Origin of the sequence: Streptomyces sp. NPDC088915 (assembly GCF_044749825.1) — a bacterium.
Taxonomy (GTDB): domain Bacteria; phylum Actinomycetota; class Actinomycetes; order Streptomycetales; family Streptomycetaceae; genus Streptomyces.
Window position 1 is genome coordinate 1 of the sequence record NZ_JBIVIR010000003.1, and the last position, 17,095, is coordinate 17,095.

General features: G+C 72.8%; 14 protein-coding genes. 7 read left to right on the forward strand and 7 right to left on the reverse strand.

Annotated elements, in window-relative coordinates:
• Positions 1 to 76: 76 nt before the first annotated feature.
• The 4 genes from ACIP5O_RS06615 to ACIP5O_RS06630 are packed head-to-tail and all read right to left on the reverse strand — an operon-like array spanning position 77 to position 4,837.
• Positions 77 to 1,075, reverse strand: a complete 999-nt coding sequence (locus ACIP5O_RS06615) for a hypothetical protein (RefSeq protein ID WP_401289381.1) — start codon at positions 1,073 to 1,075, stop codon at positions 77 to 79.
• The gene (locus ACIP5O_RS06620) at positions 1,075 to 2,163 is read right to left on the reverse strand and encodes a TniB family NTP-binding protein (protein WP_401289384.1); all 1,089 of its coding nucleotides are present in this window, start codon (positions 2,161 to 2,163) and stop codon (positions 1,075 to 1,077) included. The genes ACIP5O_RS06615 and ACIP5O_RS06620 overlap by 1 nt, the downstream gene beginning before the upstream one ends.
• Positions 2,160 to 4,190: a Mu transposase C-terminal domain-containing protein gene (locus ACIP5O_RS06625; protein ID WP_401289387.1), complete on the reverse strand. Its 2,031-nt coding sequence runs from the start codon at positions 4,188 to 4,190 to the stop codon at positions 2,160 to 2,162. The genes ACIP5O_RS06620 and ACIP5O_RS06625 overlap by 4 nt, the downstream gene beginning before the upstream one ends.
• A complete protein-coding gene (locus ACIP5O_RS06630) occupies positions 4,184 to 4,837 on the reverse strand; it encodes a TnsA-like heteromeric transposase endonuclease subunit (protein ID WP_401290158.1) in 654 nt (217 codons plus the stop codon). Before ACIP5O_RS06630 ends, ACIP5O_RS06625 begins: the two co-directional genes overlap by 7 nt.
• Before the next feature lie 308 nt (positions 4,838 to 5,145).
• On the opposite strand from ACIP5O_RS06630, the gene lon reads away from it, so the two are divergent.
• Entirely contained in the window at positions 5,146 to 7,557 is a 2,412-nt protein-coding gene (lon, locus tag ACIP5O_RS06635; RefSeq protein ID WP_356542627.1) for an endopeptidase La, read from the forward strand.
• Between the two features lie 133 nt (positions 7,558 to 7,690).
• Positions 7,691 to 8,284, forward strand: a complete 594-nt coding sequence (locus ACIP5O_RS06640) for a DUF4240 domain-containing protein (RefSeq protein WP_401289390.1) — start codon at positions 7,691 to 7,693, stop codon at positions 8,282 to 8,284.
• A 91-nt stretch (positions 8,285 to 8,375) separates the two neighbouring features.
• On the opposite strand, the gene ACIP5O_RS06645 is transcribed toward ACIP5O_RS06640, so the two are convergent.
• On the reverse strand, positions 8,376 to 9,284 hold the full coding sequence (locus ACIP5O_RS06645) for a lytic polysaccharide monooxygenase (protein ID WP_401289393.1): 909 nt from the start codon (positions 9,282 to 9,284) through the stop codon (positions 8,376 to 8,378).
• 205 nt (positions 9,285 to 9,489) lie between these two features.
• On the reverse strand, positions 9,490 to 10,302 hold the full coding sequence (locus ACIP5O_RS06650; RefSeq protein ID WP_401289395.1) for a lysozyme: 813 nt from the start codon (positions 10,300 to 10,302) through the stop codon (positions 9,490 to 9,492).
• A 286-nt stretch (positions 10,303 to 10,588) separates the two neighbouring features.
• On the opposite strand from ACIP5O_RS06650, the gene ACIP5O_RS06655 reads away from it, so the two are divergent.
• Positions 10,589 to 11,068 (forward strand): MarR family winged helix-turn-helix transcriptional regulator, encoded by a 480-nt coding sequence (locus tag ACIP5O_RS06655; RefSeq protein WP_401290161.1) that lies wholly within the window; start codon positions 10,589 to 10,591, stop codon positions 11,066 to 11,068.
• 54 nt (positions 11,069 to 11,122) lie between these two features.
• Here the strand turns inward: ACIP5O_RS06655 and ACIP5O_RS06660 are convergent, their stop codons facing one another.
• The gene (locus tag ACIP5O_RS06660; RefSeq protein WP_401289398.1) at positions 11,123 to 11,911 is read right to left on the reverse strand and encodes a hypothetical protein; all 789 of its coding nucleotides are present in this window, start codon (positions 11,909 to 11,911) and stop codon (positions 11,123 to 11,125) included.
• A gap of 371 nt (positions 11,912 to 12,282) precedes the next feature.
• On the opposite strand from ACIP5O_RS06660, the gene ACIP5O_RS06665 reads away from it, so the two are divergent.
• Genes ACIP5O_RS06665 through ACIP5O_RS06680 form a run of 4 tightly spaced genes read left to right on the forward strand, consistent with a single transcriptional unit; the run spans position 12,283 to position 17,060 of the window.
• Complete coding sequence (locus ACIP5O_RS06665; RefSeq protein ID WP_401289401.1) at positions 12,283 to 15,429, forward strand: nitrate- and nitrite sensing domain-containing protein; 3,147 nt, start codon at positions 12,283 to 12,285, stop codon at positions 15,427 to 15,429.
• Positions 15,426 to 15,926: a roadblock/LC7 domain-containing protein gene (locus ACIP5O_RS06670; RefSeq protein WP_401289403.1), complete on the forward strand. Its 501-nt coding sequence runs from the start codon at positions 15,426 to 15,428 to the stop codon at positions 15,924 to 15,926. Before ACIP5O_RS06665 ends, ACIP5O_RS06670 begins: the two co-directional genes overlap by 4 nt.
• Positions 15,927 to 15,931: 5 nt before the next feature.
• The gene (locus ACIP5O_RS06675) at positions 15,932 to 16,354 is read left to right on the forward strand and encodes a DUF742 domain-containing protein (RefSeq protein ID WP_356542642.1); all 423 of its coding nucleotides are present in this window, start codon (positions 15,932 to 15,934) and stop codon (positions 16,352 to 16,354) included.
• Complete coding sequence (locus ACIP5O_RS06680; RefSeq protein WP_401289406.1) at positions 16,335 to 17,060, forward strand: GTP-binding protein; 726 nt, start codon at positions 16,335 to 16,337, stop codon at positions 17,058 to 17,060. Before ACIP5O_RS06675 ends, ACIP5O_RS06680 begins: the two co-directional genes overlap by 20 nt.
• Positions 17,061 to 17,095: the final 35 nt, after the last annotated feature.

Here is a 17,095-nt window from a genome sequence, read left to right on the forward strand (position 1 = left end):
GGAGGACAACCGGCTGGCGTTTCTAGACGCGGCCCGCACGGCCATGGGGTAGCGCATCGCCGACCTCGAAGATCTTTTACGGGACACCCCTTAGGTGGCGGTGCGCGACGAGTGCATCGCCAGCTCGGTGGGATGGGTTGAAGGCGTGGGCATGGCGTTGCTGTGCGCGCTGGGTGGCGGTGCGCTGGGCTGGTTTCCGGAGGTGATGTTTCGGGTCATGGACACGGATCGGAGCAAGCGGCGGGCGCTTGGCCGTCATGTTGGCCCAGTGGCTGACGGGGTCGTTTTCATGCTGGCCATAGCGAGGGTGCCGCAGTCGTCGGGCGATTTCGGCGTTGAAGAGACGGCGGTCCCAGGCCGTTCTCTGTGCCTGTTGTCTCCAGTAGGGCGATGCTAAGAGTGTGGCCAGAGCGACGGCTTCGGGATAGACCGCGGCGCAGAGGCGGGCGACGGAGAAGGTCGTTTCGGCTGTGCCGGGAGGGATGAGGATGTTGGCCCTGCGGATCCAGTCGCGCCGCGCTTCGCCGTTCTCGTTCTCTGGGAGTGACCAGAGCTGGCCGCAGATGAGTATGGCGCTGAGGACGGCGTCGTAGGTGATGGCCCAGCCGTAGCGCTGGAGGATACGCAGGTGTCGGCGTTGTGCCTGGACGATTTCTGGGAGAGCGTCGAGGGGTGTGGTGTGCCCGTCGGCGTCGGACGGGCAGAGCCATAGCCGGTGTCGGGTGCAGACATAGCGGTGGTGCGGCAGGACCCTCGTGACCTCGCCGCCGGGGTGCTTGGCATTGCAGTGCTGGCAGCCGCGTTGTGGCTGGTGACGGAACATGGCCCACTCGGGCTGTGGAGTGCGTAGTTCGGGCAGAGCTCCGGCGAGGGAATGGACGGTCCGGCCGGTGATGGCAGCAAGGCGTTCCGGGACGACGACGCGACGCATGCCGCCGGAGGCTTCGCGTTCGGTCACGCACCGCCAGAGGGCGTTGATGTCGAGACCGTGGAGGCGGGCCAGGCGGCCGATGTAGGAGGCGGCGATCTCGTGCTGTGCGGGCGGGACGGGGTCAGGCAGGCGGGGAAGGAGCATCAGGCGATGCGCTTCCGGCGGGAGCGGGGTCTTTCCGGGGCTGTGAGGGCTTGGGAGCGTTCGGCGGCGTAGTCCACCGGGACCGTCTCCAGAAGGTCTTCTGTGATGCGTTCGCTGCCGTCCTCGATAGCGAGGACGGCAGCGCCCCGGACGAGCTGCGACAGGCTGCCGATCATGCCGCCGGAGCGGTGGTAGAGATACTCGCTCAGGCCGGTCAGCGTTCCGGGCTGGTGGTGGTGCAGCCGGAGCATGGACTCCAGGGTGCCGACCAGGGACTGCCAGGCTTCTCGGTCCGTCCCGGAGGCGTAGGAGAACGGGGCGGCGGGGATGACGGTGAACCGTCCGGCGATCTGGCGACCGCGGGTGCCGGCGAACAGGCCCTGGTCCTCGACGTCGATGCCCGCGTAGGCGAAGGTGGCGGGCAGCCGTTCGGCGAAGTACTTCAGCTGGTCGGAGGCTTCGGCGCCGCTGCGCGTGGCGAGGTTCAGGTTGTGCAGCTCGTCGACCAGGACCAGGTCGACATGGACGTGAGCGCCTGTCGCGCAGACCGCGTTGACGACGTCGGTGATGTTGAAGCGGGTGGGGAAGTCCAGGCCGAAGAACCGGGCGAACTCCATGGCGAGCATCTTCGGTGTGGCGGCCGGCGGGACGGTGACATAGACGACCGGGAGCCGGGCGCGGTCGCGTGGGTGGCGCTTGCGGACCGCGATCTCGTGGGCCCGCCCGAGTTGGGAGAGGGCGGTGGTCTTCCCTGTGCCGGAGGCGCCGCTGATGATGACGCCCCGACGGGCGGAGATCTGCTGCCGGTTGAGCTGGACCAAGAGCCGTGAGGTGGCGATGACCTTCTGGATGGTCGGGGTGTTCACCAGCGGCAGGTCGGCGTGGTAGTTCCGGCGCACGTCGTCGTGGTGCAGCTTCTCTTTCTGGGACAGGACGGCCTGCTGGGCTGCGGTCAGCAGCGGGGGCGGGGACGGTTCGTGCTCGACGAAGCGACGCCATCCCTCCTTCGTGGTCAGCGGACTGTCCGGCGGCGGCTCCTGCCCCGTGGCCTGCTGCGGGACTAACGAAGTACGGGAGGGCCTGGTCATAGCCACCTTTCGGCTTCTGCGTGGGCGTCGAAGACACCGAACGGGATCACCTCGGCCGGTTCGGTACTAGAGTCGGGCGGTGGTGGTTCTGCGGCGGCGCGTGGTGCGGGCGGCCGGTGGGAGGCGGCTGCGACGCGTGTGCGGCCGACGACCTTCGCAGTGTGGGTGTTCGGGCCGTGTTCGGCGCGGGTCAGCAACTCGTCCAAGACCCGGGCGACCGCCGCTTCGTTGGTGTCGTCCAGCCCGGCCTCGGCGGCCAGTCGGCGGGCGTGCTGCCAGGTGAAGTCCGCGAACGGCGCGTTCACCAGCGGAAGATGCACCCAGGGGACGGTGACCCAGCCCCGCTGGGTGCGTACGAACACCTGGGACAGGTCGTAGGGGTCGTAGTGGATCTCCCAGAGACCGCGCTTGGCTGCATACCCGGAGTGCTGGCGCCGCAGAGGCCCCAACTCAGGGCTGTCGTAGGTGCGGTAGTTGATCCGGATGCCGTAGCCGTTGATGGCCCGCCAGGTCACCGGCAGCAGTTCCAGATAGTCCTCACCGCGTAGGACCAGCGGCAGGTAGCCGCAGGCCGCGACCAGGGAGGTGTACTTGTCGTTCGGCGACATCGCCTTCTTCGGGCGGAACGGGTCGCGCAGAGCATCATGCGCTCTGGCTTGCCACCCGGCCAGCAGCCACTCGTCCAGCAGGTCCTGGAGTTCGGGGACCGTCCATACGGCCCGGACCTCGATCCGTTCGCCGCGGCGGGCAACCTCCCGCCCGGTGTAGGCGGGAAGGTGCTGGACGAACAGCGTGTTGATCGCGGAGAACGTCGCCTCCACGATGGCCTTGTCGGTGGGCGTGCGCGGACGTGCTCTCTGCACCGAGATGCCGAGCCGGTCGCAGGTCCGTACGAAGGTGTCGGAGATGAACACCTTGCCGCCGTCGATGACGACGGTGTCCGGCACGATCACCGGTTTCGCCGCAGCCTGTTCCATCCGCGCGTCCACGTCCAGCAACCGCAGGTGCGGCATTCGCGACGCCGCCATCCGCAGCGAGGCGGGCCAGCCGGGCCGCACGGGCTCGGGCACCAGCATCCGGGCTAGCAACAGCGAGGCGTCCACCGCCTTGGTGCCCACCGGCCGCAGTACCGCGGCGCAGATCGTCCGCGTCGCGACGTCGACCGCGATCGTCAGATCCGCGCGGGCGGTCAGCCCGGAATCGAGCACCACCATCACATCCAGGGGGGTGGAGTCGATCTGTACTTGTTCCCCGGGGCGGTCGGCGAACGTCGGGGTAAACGGGCCTTCGGGTCGGTTCGCCGTCTGCCGCCGCGTGACCGCTGAACCGAAGGTGTGCCTCCCCGTGGACAGAGCGTCGATCAGCTTGTAGAAGGTCCGCTGACTCGGCAGCGGCACCACCCCCTCGCCGTGCGTGGCCTCCACCAGCTTGACCACCCGGCGGATCAGCCGCGACCGGGTTCCTGTCGAGGTGTGCGTCTCCGCTTCCAGGGCCTCCTGCACGGCCGCGACCAGCCGGGCGTCCGCCCGCCCCGTCGCCTTCCAGGCCTGCGTCGCCCGCTGGTCTACCAGCCCCCAGACCCCCTGCCGGACATAGCGCGACCGTCGGCTCTGCACGGTCCGAACGGTCACCCCCAGCTCTCGCGCCTTCGCGGCCATCCGCTCCATCAGCGAGAAGGCAGCCGGGTCATAGCCGGGGCGCGGCGGCGTGCCCGGCACGGTGCCGCGCAGCAGCCCGGTCTCGACCTCCACCATGTGCCGTTCCCACTCGCGCGCCGCCTCCAGCACCGGCTCCGGCAACGTCGCCAGCAACCCGGACGGCTCCACCGCGGGCAGCGGCTCCGTGCCGGTGACGGCGAAGTCCGGCGCCGCCATCAGATGCGACGCCAGCACCACCGATTCCGCCCCCGTCGCCGAGCGCAGCCGCACCGACGTGCCGGCGAGCGCCACCACCTGGTGATCCCCGTCGTCGTAGGCGACCCAGTCCCCAGGCCGCAACACCGGCTTGCCCGGTCCAGCCGTCACCATCGCACCCCCGCTGACACCAGCGAATGGGCATGCAGAGGCACCGACACATCTGCTGTCAGTTCGTGCGACCACAGCAGGTGGAACAGCACGGGGAGAACCCGGATCGGATCCCCAACCGCCGAGGCTCCCTCCATCAGTGGCTGTGGCTCGGCATACGTTGTCAGCAGCTCGGAGGCCACCAGTTCCGGCCGGTGCCGGGGGTGGCGGTAGCCCGCCAGCCAGCGCACATTGCGCACCACGATCGCGTCCGGCGCCCCCACCAGCCGGAACTCCCACCCCACCTGAGTGCAGGCTGTCTGCGTCGCTTCGAACTTCGCCACATCCCGGGGCTTGCGCCGATCCGCCGGACGGCAGTCGACCACCACCGCCGTGCCGTCGTCGCGGCGCGCGAAGTAGTCCGGCGCGTGGGAGATGCTCTTGCCCGCGTCCGATCGCCAGAACAGCCAGAACGGCTGAGACGAGATCCCCACCACCGACGGGTCGAAGTCCAGCAGCATCACGTGATCGCGCTCCAGCCAGGACTCGTACCCGATGTGCCCGCCCACCGTGGACGACCACCACAGACCCGGCAGATGCCGCTGACCCTTGTACGACTTGAACGCGCGTACCGGCGCGACGTCCTCGAACCGCACTGCCCAGGCATCCACCAGCGAGCGACGGAACTCAGATCCGCCCTGGTCGGTGTACGCGACCTCGAACCCCTTCGCCGGTGGCCCAGAGACACCACCCGGCACCACCCCTAACGAACCTGCCACGACTCACTAACCCGAGCCCGCGACGAAAGGTCACTCTGCAAGACGAAAGGCCAGACGAAGGGTGAAGCTGCAAAACGAAGAGATCCACGTCAAAGGACAGCGCGAGAGTGATCGCTCACAGCGAACAGGCGTCCGGGAACATTCATGGGCTCACAAGCATTGAGTGCATACAGCTCAACTTGACTGCCGAAGGGGAGATCATGGCTTCTGAGTCCATGGCGTCCGCGCCGCTCACTCTGCCTGTGCTGCCGCTCGACGACGAGGTCGTGCTGCCCGGAATGGTGGTGCCGCTGGACCTGTCCGACAACGACGTACGGGCCGCCGTCGAGGCCGCCCAGGCGGCCGCGCGGCCGGGAGGGGGAAAGCCGCGGGTGCTGCTCGTGCCCCGCGTCGACGGCACCTACGCCGGGACCGGCGTCCTCGGGACCGTCGAGCAGGTGGGACGCCTGTCCGACGGCGACCCGGGCGCCCTCGTGCGCGGCCGCGGCCGCGTCCGCATCGGCGCCGGTACGACCGGCCCCGGCGCCGCCCTGTGGGTCGAGGGCGCCGCCGTCGAGGAGACCCTGCCCGACCCGCTGCCCGGTTCCGTGACCGAGCTGGTCAAGGAGTACAAGGCGCTGGCCACCACCTGGCTCAAGAAGCGCGGAGCCTGGCAGGTCGTCGACCGCGTCCAGCAGATCGACGGCGTCGGCGCCCTCGCCGACAACTCCGGCTACTCGCCCTTCCTGACCGTCGCCCAGCGCGTCGAACTCCTGGAGACCGCCGACCCGGTCGCCCGGCTGCGCCTGGCCACCGCCCAGCTCCGCGAGCACCTCGCCGAGCAGGAGGTCGCCGAGACCATCGCCAAGGACGTCCAGGAGGGCGTCGACAAGCAGCAGCGCGAGTTCCTGCTCCGCCGCCAGCTCGAAGCCGTCCGCAAGGAGCTGCGCGACCTCAACGGCGAGGCCGAGGGCGACGAGTCCGACGACTACCGCGCCCGCGTGGAGGCCGCCGACCTGCCCGGGAAGGTGCGCGAGGCCGCCCTCAAGGAGGTCGAGAAGCTGGAGCGGTCCAGCGACCAGTCCCCCGAGGGCTCCTGGATCCGCACCTGGCTCGACACCGTCCTCGAACTGCCCTGGAACGAGCGGACCGAGGACCGGTACGACATCCGGGGCGCCCGCGCCGTGCTCGACGCCGAGCACGCGGGCCTGGACGACGTGAAGGAGCGGATCACCGAGTACCTGGCGGTGCGCAAGCGGCGCGCCGACCGCGGCCTCGGCGTGGTCGGCGGGCGCCGGGGCGGAGCCGTCCTCGCCCTCGTCGGCCCGCCCGGCGTCGGCAAGACCTCCCTCGGCGAGTCCGTCGCCCACGCGATGGGCCGCGCGTTCGTCCGGGTCGCCCTCGGCGGCGTCCGGGACGAGGCGGAGATCCGCGGCCACCGCCGCACCTACGTCGGCGCCCTGCCCGGCCGGATCGTCCGCGCGATCAAGGAGGCCGGGTCCATGAACCCGGTGGTCCTGCTCGACGAGATCGACAAGGTCGGCTCCGACTTCCGCGGCGACCCCGCGGCGGCCCTCCTCGAAGTCCTCGACCCGGCGCAGAACCACACCTTCCGCGACCACTACCTGGAGGTCGAGCTCGACCTCTCCGACGTGGTCTTCCTGGCCACCGCGAACGTCCTGGAGTCCATCCCGGAGGCCCTCCTCGACCGCATGGAACTGGTGCGGCTCGACGGCTACACCGAGGACGAGAAGGTCGTCATCGCCCGCGACCACCTGCTGCCCCGGCAGCTGGAGCGGGCGGGCCTGGAGCCCGGCGAGGTCGTCCTGGAGGAGGCGTCGCTGCGGAAGCTGGCCGGCGAGTACACCCGCGAGGCGGGCGTCCGCACCCTGGAGCGGTCGATCTCCCGGCTGCTGCGGAAGGTCGCGGCCCAGCACGAACTGGGTGACCGCGAGCTGCCGTTCGCGGTCCGCCCGGAGGACCTGCGGGAGCTGATCGGGCGTCCGCACCACGTGCCCGAGTCGGCGCAGGACCCGGCCGAGCGCCGGACGTCCGTGCCGGGCGTCGCCACCGGCCTCGCCGTGACCGGCGCGGGCGGCGACGTCCTCTTCGTGGAGGCCTCCCTGGCCGACCCGGAGACCGGCGCCGCGGGCCTGACCCTCACCGGACAGCTGGGCGACGTGATGAAGGAGTCGGCGCAGATCGCGCTCTCCTTCCTCCGCTCGCACGGCGCGGAGCTGGAGCTGCCCGTCACCGGCCTCAAGGACCGGGGCGTGCACATCCACTTCCCGGCGGGCGCGGTCCCCAAGGACGGGCCGAGCGCGGGCATCACCATGACGACCGCCCTCGCCTCCCTGCTGAGCGGCCGGCTCGTCCGCACGGACGTGGCCATGACCGGCGAGGTCTCCCTCACCGGCCGGGTCCTGCCGATCGGCGGCGTGAAGCAGAAGCTGCTCGCCGCGCACCGGGCGGGCATCACGACGGTCGTGATCCCCAAGCGGAACGAGGCCGACCTGGACGACGTCCCGGCCGAGATCCTGGAGAAGCTGGAGGTCCACCCGGTGACGGACGTCCGGCAGGTCCTGGAGATCGCCCTCGCCCCGGCGGAGGTGCCGGTGGGCGCGGCGGCGTAACCCCCGGTCAGGAGCGGGGCGTTCCCTCGGGGACGCCCCGCTCCGGCGCGTCCGGGGACGGGGTGAGGAGCGGGTCCGGGGCCGGTCCGGGGCCGGGTCCGCGATGTCAGTCCCGGCTGTCATGATCGTACGCATGAACGAAGACGCCTTCTGGGCTCTCATCGACGAGTTGAGCAGCCGTCCCGGCACCCGGGACGAGCGGCTGGAGTGGCTGGAGGGGGAGCTGCTGCGGCGCCCGGCCGAGGAGAGCGTGGCGTTCCAGGTGCGCCTGGAGAAGGCGTGCGGCAAGGCCGACACGCACGCGCTGTGGAGGGCGGCGGACCGGATCGAGGGCGGCCGCTGCACGGACGACGGCTTCCACTGCTTCACGCTCTGGCTGGTGGGCCAGGGGCGGAAGGCGTACGAGGCGGTGCTCGCCGACCCGGACGAGCTGGCCGACCTGCCCGAGGTGCGGGCGCTCGTGGGACGGCACCACGACGACTGGGACGACGACGAGTGGCCCGAGTGGGAGGAGCTCGACTACGTCGCCCAGGACGCGTACGACGAGCTGACCGGCCAGGAGGACGACGACGGGGAGGAGTTCCTCGACGCGGTCGAGGAGGCGGAGGAGGCCGAGGAAGCGGACGAGGAGGGGGAAGAGGACGAGGAGCGCGGGGCGTCCGGGCCGGAGGGGTGGGCCCTGCCCCGGCTCGCCGCCCTCTTCCCGCCCGGGCCGTCCGGCTCTTAGGGGCTGTCCGGCGGATCAGGGCCGAACAGCCCTTGGGCGCCGCCCGGCCCCGTCGGGCCGGGCCGCGCCGCCGGTGACGCGTGGGGGCGCGTCAGGAGCCGGACGTGTTCCGGCGGCGGCCCAGGAGCAGGCTGCCCGCCGCGAAGGCGGCGAGGGCGCCCGCGCCCGCGAGGGCCGGCGTCAGGGGGGAGGAGGTCCCCGCGGCCTCGGCGGAGAGCGCCGGGGGCCGCTCGTCGCCGCCGTGGCCCGCGTGGCTCACGGTGGACAGGGCGGCGCCCGCCGCGATCTCCGCCTCGGTGGGGGCCTGCGCCTTCGCGCCGGTCGCCCGGGCGGCACCGGCCCGGGCCGTACCGCCGAAGGTGACGTCCGAGCAGCTGTAGAAGGCCTCGGGGCTGTCGCTGCGCTGCCACACCTTGTAGACGACGTGGCGGCCGGTGCGGGCCGGCAGGGTGCCCGTGAAGGTGTAGTAGCCGTCGGTGGCGGTGCGGGTGGTGTTGTACACCGCGACCGGGGTCTCGTCCAGGTCCGACCACTTCAGGGGCTTGGTCGGGTCGAAGCCGGCCTTGGTGATGTAGACCGTCATGGTGCCCGAGTGGGCCGCCGTCGCCCGGACCTTGAAGTCGAACGACCCGGCGGCGACCGCCGTCGCCGGCCAGTCGGTGCGCGCCCAGTCCAGGGCCCGGTACTTCTCGCGGTTCGCCGAGCAGAGCTTGCCGTCCGGGATGAGGGCCCGGTGCCGTCCGTCCGCGTTGGCGATGTTGACCTCGTTCCAGTCGTAGAGCGGCTGGGTGCCGGAGTCGGCGACGAGGTCCTTGCACACCTGCGACCTGGGCGTCTCGGGGCCCTCGGCGTAACAGGCGGCCAGCCTGCTCACGGGGTTGAAGACGGCTCCGTGGGCACTGGCCGCCGTGGGGGTGAGACCGACGAGCGCGGCGGCGGACAGGGCCGCGGCGGCGGCGGTGCGGCGGGCGGAGGGCCGGACGGAGGGCAGGGAGGGCATGCGGGGGCTCTCTCTCGTGCGTGGGGGAGTACGGAACGAGCAACGCGCGCGGGACGCACGGAAGTTGAAACCCGGGCGACCGCCGTAGAGCCTCGCATTGGTCCATACCAATGAGCAAGGGGGTGGAGGGAAAAAGCCGGAGCGGCCCCCGGGAGCGCGCGGTGCGCTGCCGGGAGCCGCCGGGAAGGGGGGTGACGGGGAGGCGTCAGCCGTTCGCGAGCGCCTGCACGCGCGAGAGGTCCCCGTTGAAGTGGTTGTGGTCGCCGACCGTCGGGCCGGAGGAGGTGTACTGCCACATCGTGTGGTACGCCCAGCCGGCCGGGAGTTCGCCCACCGCGGAGGCGTACCGCGCGACCCACAGCGGGTTGGTGGCGCCGAAGCCGGAGTAATTGCCGGTGCACTGGGTCCACCAGCTCGTCGCCGTGTAGACGACGGCGTCCCGCCCGGTCCGGGCCTTGTACCGGTTCAGGAAGTCGCGGATCCAGGACACCATCCCGGCCTGGGTCTTGCCGTAGCAGGTCGCGCCGTACGGGTTCCACTCGATGTCGAGCACGCCCGGCAGGGTCCTGCCGTCCCTCGACCAGCCGCCCCCGTTGTCGACGAAGTAGTCCGCCTGGGCCGCGCCGGTCGTCGTGTCCGGGGTGGCGAAGTGGTACGAGCCCCGGATCATGCCGACGTTGTACGAGCCGGTGTACTGCTGCGTGAACGAGGTGTTCTTGTAGTAGGTGCCCTCCGTGGCCTTGACGTAGGCCCACCGGACGCCGCTGTTCCACAGCGTGGACCAGGCGACGTTCCCCTGGTGGCTGGAGACGTCCACGCCCTCCGTCTGGACGGCCTGGACCGACGTGCCGCCGGACGCGTCGCCGCGCCCGTCGTGCGCGAGGACGCCCATGCCCATGCTGGCGGTGCCACGGGCGGGCACCTGCCGGGCGCCGGCGGATCCGGCGAGGGGCAGGAGGAGGGCCAGGGCCGCCAGGGCGGCGCCGGCGAGGGTCGTTCCGGATCTGTGCACACGCATCGCGTGCCTCCGAAAGGCTCGTGGGGAGAGGGGACGACAGATCCTGGTGTGGACATGTCATCAGGGGGTGAGGGGAACGACGCTACGCACGTAGACCCGCCCGTGGAAGGGGGCCCGGCCGCCGCCGTTGGTCTATGCCTGCGAAATACTGGAAGAGCTGCGGAAACGGCCGCGACGGGAAGAAACTTTCAGCGGCCGAAAGGCCGCCGGTGTGGCGGAGGTGCGCCACCGGGAACGCGTGGGAGGCGCTGACGTGCACGGAAGCGGTACGGGAAGTGAGGACGGGCTGGCCCCGTCGGCCCCCTGCGGAGCCGGAGGCGTTCCGGTCGTCCCCGTCGACCGGGAGTTCCTCGCCCTCGAACGCGAGCTGGCGGTCTTCCTGCGTCGTGCCCGCGCCCAGTCCGGCGAGATGGCCCGCGAGGTCCATCCCGAGCTGGAGCCCGCCGCCTACGGCCTCTTCGTGCGCCTCGACGACGCCGGGCCCCAGCGGGCCACCGAACTCGCCGGGTACTTCGGCGTCGGCAAGGCGACCATGAGCCGCCAGCTCCGGGCCCTCGAAGACCTCGGGCTCGTCGCCCGCGACCCCGACCCCGCCGACGGCCGCGCCTCCCTCGTCCGCCTCACCGAGGAGGGCCGGAACCGCTTCCGCCGCGTCCGCGACGCCCGGCGCGAGCGCTACGTCCGCAAGCTCGCCGACTGGGACCGCGCCGAGGTCGCCGAGCTGGCCCGGCTCCTGAACCACTTCAACGTACGGTCGGAGGGCTGAGGGTTCCGCACAGGGGAGGCCCCGAGGCCCGGCGGTCCGGGACCCCCGTACCCCCTACGGCCCCGGCTCCACGTACGCCGCCGTCGCGTCGTCGTGCAGCTTCCAGCGCCGTACGCCCCCCGCCGCCGCGTCCGCGAGCTCCCGCTCCCGCACCCGCCGGAGCAGGCCGAGCGCGCCCTCCGCGCGCAGGACGCCGAGGCAGTCCGCCCAGTCGCCCGCGCCGAACAGGTCCACCCAGCGGCTCGCCCCGTCCGTGAGCGCCGCCAGGGACCGGACCTCCGCGCGCGGGACCGTCCCGGTCACCGCGAGCCCCGCGACCGCCGGATCGGCCGCCGTCGTGAAGAAGCCGCCCTCCCGGTTCCGCAGCCGGTCCGTCGCCGCCACGGACCGCAGCACCTCGACCGGCACCCGGTCGAGCCGGTCGTCGAGGACCGCCCGCACCGCCCCGTCCGGCCCCTCCAGGAGGAGGACCGAGTCGGAGAGCACGAGGTGCTCGACCACCGCCCCGTCCCAGCGGGCGAGCACCACGGTTGCCTGAGGCGTCCTGACGTGAGAAAGGTCACAGGTCCCCCGATGGGCTTCCGCGGTGCGCCGGATTGCCGCGGAGAGGATCTCGGCCAGGGGCACGTCCGGACGGGAAGCGGACAGTTCGGTCAAAGTCCCGCCGAGGCGGGCGGTGAACCACGGCACCCCGTGCACACAGCCGTCGTCACCCACGGGCGGCGTGACCCCGTCGAGGAGGACCAGCGTCCCCCTGTCCTCCGTCGCGGACAGGACGGTCGTCACCCAGTCCTCATTGGGGCGTTCGGGGCTGCCGGGAAGGGAGACGACGTCGCTGCGCATGGAGCCCAGTGTGCCCGGCCCCGCACCCGCCCCCACCGGACCCTTCACCGGACCCGCGAATGACGCGAAAAGGCCTGTACCAACGCGGCGGACGTGGCGGGAGGGGCGGAACGGCCGCCGCCGCGGAGCTGCGGGCGGGCATCCTGCCAAAGCCCGCGCGGAAGATCCAACCGGGGCCGCTCCGGGGCCCCGGGACCCCGCCCGGGGAAGTTGTTCGCCAACTCCGGAGTGTTGTTCACTCGTTCGGGTGGCGGAGCGGCCGATGCCCGTCCCCTTCCCGGAAGCGCTGGAATGGTCGGAAGCCGTATCGGGGGTGGGGGCGCTCCATGTGATCGGCCGTCACCTCTGCTTTGTGGCTGGACGAGTCAAGAATGCGAGCACCGGTGCAGATGAAGCGGCCTCGGAGCAAGAACGGCACGCGGAGCCAGGGCCCCGGTGTCCCGCCGGCCCAGGACGGCACCGCCGCGGCTCCCGCCGGAGGCAAGGCCGCCGACCCGGCCCGGGGCCAGTCGTCCGCCCAAGCGCCCTCGTCCGCCCGGACCCCGTCGTCCGCCCCGACGCAGCCGACCGTCCCCGCGCAACCCACCGCTCCCGCGCAACCCACCGCGCCGACGCAACCCACCGCCCCGGCCGGCCGTGCCAAGCGCGTCCGCAACCGCCTCGTCGTCGGCGTCGCCCTCGTGGGCGTCACCGTCCTCGCCGCCGGAGCCCCCGCGATCCTCGCGGCCTCCGCCGAGCTGACCGACTCCCAGCGCCTGGTCACCCTCGCCGAACTCGACCGGCAGGCCGTCACCCTCGCGCACTCCCTCGCCGACGAGCGCGACGAGGTCGTCGCGTACATCGCCGCGGGCCGCGACGCCCAGACCGGCGACGCCGAGAAGAAGCGCCGGGTCACCACCGTGCGCTCCACCCGCGTCGACCGGCAGATCGACGAGATCCGCCCCGCCGCCTCCCCCGAGCTCCGCCGCGACCTCGCCGGCGTCCCCTCCGTCCGCCGCGCCGCCCTCACCGGCAAGGGCACGGCCCTGGAGGCCCACAAGGCGTACTCCGACGTCATCGACAAGCTCCAGGCCCTCGCCGACGAGCTCGCCGACCGGACCCCGGCCCGCGCCGCCGACACCTCGCTCACCGAGGCCACCCGCGCCCCCGCCGCCCTCGGCCGCGCCGTCGAACAGGCCTCCGCCACCCGCGGCCTGCTCCTCGCCGCGCTCGCCGTGCCGCAGCCCGAGCCCACCGGCGAGTTCCGCTACGACGCCACGACCGGCACCTACGTCCCCGAGGAGCCGAAGGGCGCGGCGGAGGCCGACCGGACCCGCGACCGCCTCACCGCCGCCGCCCAGCAGGCCCGCGTCCGCGAACTCGCCGCCCTCGGCGACTTCGACCAGGCCGCCGGCTCCACCGCCCGCGACTCCCTCGCCGGCACCGTCACCGGACCCGACGTCAAGAGCGCCGAGCGCTCCCTCGCCTCCCTCACCGACCAGCCCCGGCTGACCGAGGCCGAGCGCGCGACCGACCCGGCCGCCCTGGAGGCCGCCCTCTCCGCCCGCGTCGAGCAGATGCGCGGCGTCGAGTCCACCCTCGCCGCCCAGCGCGTCGACCGCCTCTCCGCGCTCCGCGACGACGACGTCACCGCGCTCGAACTGCGCCTCGCCTACCTCGGCGGCTGCCTCCTCCTCGCCGTCGGCGTCTCCACCTACGTCGCCCGCAGCCTCACCCGGCCGCTCGCCGCGCTCCGCATCGGCGCCGCCCGGCTCGCCGCCGCCCCCGACCCGGCCGCCGAGGAGCCGGTCCGCTTCACCGGCCGCAACGACGAGTTCGCGCAGGCCGTCCGCTCCCTCAACACCCTGCACGGCAAGCTCGCCGGGCTCGCCGCGCGCACCGGGCACCTCACCGCCGAGCGGACCGACCTGGCCGCCGACAAGGAGGCCCTCGCCGCCGAACTGGCCGCCCAGCGCGCCGAGCTCCAGGGTCAGGTCGCCCTCCTCACCGCCGAGCTCGAGAAGCTCCGCGGCACCGTCCGGCACACCTTCGTCAACCTCTCCCTGCGCAACCTCGGGCTCGTCGAGCGCCAGCTCGGCGTCATCGAGAAGCTGGAGGAGCGCGAGCAGGACCCGGACCGCCTCGGCACCCTCTTCAAGCTCGACCACATGGCGACCGTCATGCGCCGCCACAGCGAGAACCTCCTCGTCCTCGCCGGCCACGAGCACGTCCACGGCCACGCCGGGGCCGTCCCGCTCGTCGACGTGCTGCGGGCCGCCGTCAGCGAGATCGAGCGGTACGAGCGGGTCACCATCCAGTCCCTGCCGCCGCACGCCCAGGTCGCCGGCTTCGCCGCGGACGACCTGAGCCACCTGGTCGCGGAGCTCCTGGAGAACGCCACCTCCTTCTCGCCGCCCGACGCCGGGGTCCAGCTCTCCGGCTGGCTCCTGGAGAGCGGCGAGGTGATGCTCTCCGTGCAGGACACGGGCATCGGCATGACCCCCGCCCGCTTCGCCGAGCTGAACGCCCGCCTGGCCGAGGCCGACCCCGACGCCTTCGAGGGCGAGGGGCTCGGCATGCGGGTCGTCGCCCTGCTCGCCGCCCGCCACGGCGTCCGCGTCGAGCTGCGCGAGCAGCAGCCGGGCGGCACGGCGGCCGTCGTGGTCCTGCCGCTGCCCCTGCTGCCCGCCGCCCCGCCGGCGGCCGTGACGGAGCCCGTACGGGTCGCGGGCACGGCCCCCGTGATCCAGCTCCCCGGCTCGGTCGCGGAGGCCAACTCCAACACCCTGCCGTCCCGCACCCGCGACCCCCTGGTGGAGGCGGCGGAACGCGCGCTCGCGGAGGCGGAGCCCTCCGGGGGGCGGCCGGAGGAGCCGTACGGGCCGGAGGCCGTCTCCGGGGAGGCGTACGCCCAGGAACCCCGCCGGACGGTGGAGGAGACGCACGCCCCCGAGCCGGAGCCCGCGCCCTCGGAGTCGTACGAGAGCGAGGGGGCCCACGCCCCGGAGTCGTACGGAAGCGAAGGGGACCGCGCCCCGGAGTCCGTCTCCGAGACCACGCTCCAGGTCCGGCTGCCCGCCCCGCCGCCCGAGCCGGACGTCCACGAGCGCGCCGCCGACGAGGAGGCCGGCACCGGCGTCACCACCGGTCCCGACGCCGTCCATCCCGCCCCGGCCGAGTCCGCCGCCCCCGAACCGGCCGTCGACCAGCCGCCGGTTCCCGGGCCGCGCCCCGCGCAGTGGGAGCGGGTCACCGACAAGGGCCTGCCCAAGCGCACCCCCCAGGTGGTGCGCCAGGCCGGACCCGCCGCCGCGCCCCGCACGGGCGGCGTGGACGCCGAGGCCCTGCGCCGCCGTCTCGGCGGCTTCCACCGGGGCGCCGAGGCCGGCCGCCGGGACGTGGAGGCGGAGATCGGCACGACGGGGACGAACGCGCCGGGAACGAACGCGACGGGGACGGGCGCGGCGGGGATAGCGAACGCAAGGACTGCACGTACAGAGGAGAAGACGGGGGACACAGTCGAGGAGGCACGCAGTTGACCGCGACGGGAACGTTCGGACTGAGTACGGAAGCCCGCAACCTGCAATGGCTGCTGGGGAATCTGGTCGAGGAGGTGCCGGGGGTCCGCTCGGTGGCCGTCGTGTCCTCGGACGGCCTGATGCTGCTGTCCTCCGACCCGGAGACGCAGCAGGACGCCCCGGCCGCCGGTGAGGCCGACGGGGCCGCTCGGGCCAGGGGGCCGCGCGGCTCCAGCGCCGACCTGGCCACCATCGTCTCCGGCATCGGCAGCCTGACCGTCGGCGCCGCGCGCCTGATGGACGGCGGCGGGGTCAAGCAGACCATGGTCGCGATGGACGAGGGCAGCGTCTTCGTCATGTCGATCAGCGACGGCTCGCTGCTCGGCGTGCACGCCACGCCCGACTGCGACATGAGCGTCGTGGCGTACCACATGGCCCTCTTCGTGGGCCGCGCCGGTCACGTCCTCACCCCCGAGGTCCGCAGCGAGCTGCGCAAATCGCTGGAGGGCCCCCGGTGACGGCGATGTCCTCCGCGGCCCCGGTTCCGCACGCCTTCAAGCTGCCGGTACGCGGGGAGGGGCGCCGCCCCGCGCGCGTGCGCCCCTACTCGCTCACCGGCGGCCGGACCCGCTTCGGCCACGTCCTGCTCGTCGAGACCTTCGTGGCGGCGCTCGAAGCGCCCGCCGCGCGCAAGGTCCTGACGGACGGCGGGTCCGGCGCCCGCGGCCTGATGCCGGAGATGCGGGCCATCGTCGAGATCTGCCGCCGGATGCGGACGGTGGCGGAGATCTCGGCGCTCCTGAAGATGCCGTTGGGGGTCGTCCGGGTGCTGCTCAGCGACCTGGCCGACCAGGGAAAGATCCGTGTGTACGGGACCGGTCACGGCACCGGCCAGCCCGACCGCGCGCTCCTCGAAAGGGTGCTGAGTGGACTCCGTCGTCTCTGACGCCTCCGCCGTCTCCGGGACCGTTCCCGTCCCCGGAAGCGTCGCCGAAGCCGACCCCGCCACCCCGGTGGCCGTCGGCATCCCCGCCCAGCCCCACCCCGATCCGCTCGAACCGGATGCCGAGGAGGGCGCCCAGGACTGGCAGCTCGACCACACCCGCGCCCCGACGGCGACGAAGATCGTCGTCGCGGGCGGGTTCGGCGTCGGCAAGACCACCTTCGTCCGCGCGGTCTCGGAGATCACCCCGCTCCAGACCGAGGCGCTGATGACCCGGGCGAGCGAGGAGACCGACGACCTCACCGCCACGCCGGACAAGCTCACCACCACGGTGGCGATGGACTTCGGCCGGATCACGCTCGACAACGACCTGGTGCTCTACGTCTTCGGCACGCCGGGGCAGCAGCGCTTCTGGTTCATGTGGGACGACCTGGTGCGCGGCGCGATCGGGGCGATCGTGCTCGCCGACACCCGGCGCCTCACCGACTGCTTCCCGGCCCTCGACTACTTCGAGAGCTGCGGACTCCCGTACATCGTGGCGGTCAACCACTTCGAGGGCAGCGAGTCGTTCGAGGCGGAGGACGTCAGGGAGGCGCTGACCGTGCCCCCGCACGTCCCCGTGGTGATCATGGACGCGCGCAAGCGCTACAGCGTCGTCGAGACCCTGCTGGCCATGGTCGCGCACGCCCTGGACGCCACCCCCGAATAGCCCGCCTCCCCCTCACGCACGTCACGCCAGGAGCA

Coding starts and splice junctions, on each gene's coding strand:
- ACIP5O_RS06675 (WP_356542642.1), top strand. CDS start 15,932: ATGTCCTCCGCGGCCCCGGTTCCGCACGCCTTCAAGCTGCCGGTACGC.
- ACIP5O_RS06620 (WP_401289384.1), bottom strand. CDS start 2,163: ATGACCAGGCCCTCCCGTACTTCGTTAGTCCCGCAGCAGGCCACGGGG.
- ACIP5O_RS06615 (WP_401289381.1), bottom strand. CDS start 1,075: ATGCTCCTTCCCCGCCTGCCTGACCCCGTCCCGCCCGCACAGCACGAG.
- lon (WP_356542627.1), top strand. CDS start 5,146: ATGGCTTCTGAGTCCATGGCGTCCGCGCCGCTCACTCTGCCTGTGCTG.
- ACIP5O_RS06640 (WP_401289390.1), top strand. CDS start 7,691: ATGAACGAAGACGCCTTCTGGGCTCTCATCGACGAGTTGAGCAGCCGT.
- ACIP5O_RS06665 (WP_401289401.1), top strand. CDS start 12,283: ATGCGAGCACCGGTGCAGATGAAGCGGCCTCGGAGCAAGAACGGCACG.
- ACIP5O_RS06650 (WP_401289395.1), bottom strand. CDS start 10,302: ATGCGTGTGCACAGATCCGGAACGACCCTCGCCGGCGCCGCCCTGGCG.
- ACIP5O_RS06660 (WP_401289398.1), bottom strand. CDS start 11,911: ATGCGCAGCGACGTCGTCTCCCTTCCCGGCAGCCCCGAACGCCCCAAT.
- ACIP5O_RS06625 (WP_401289387.1), bottom strand. CDS start 4,190: ATGGTGACGGCTGGACCGGGCAAGCCGGTGTTGCGGCCTGGGGACTGG.
- ACIP5O_RS06645 (WP_401289393.1), bottom strand. CDS start 9,284: ATGCCCTCCCTGCCCTCCGTCCGGCCCTCCGCCCGCCGCACCGCCGCC.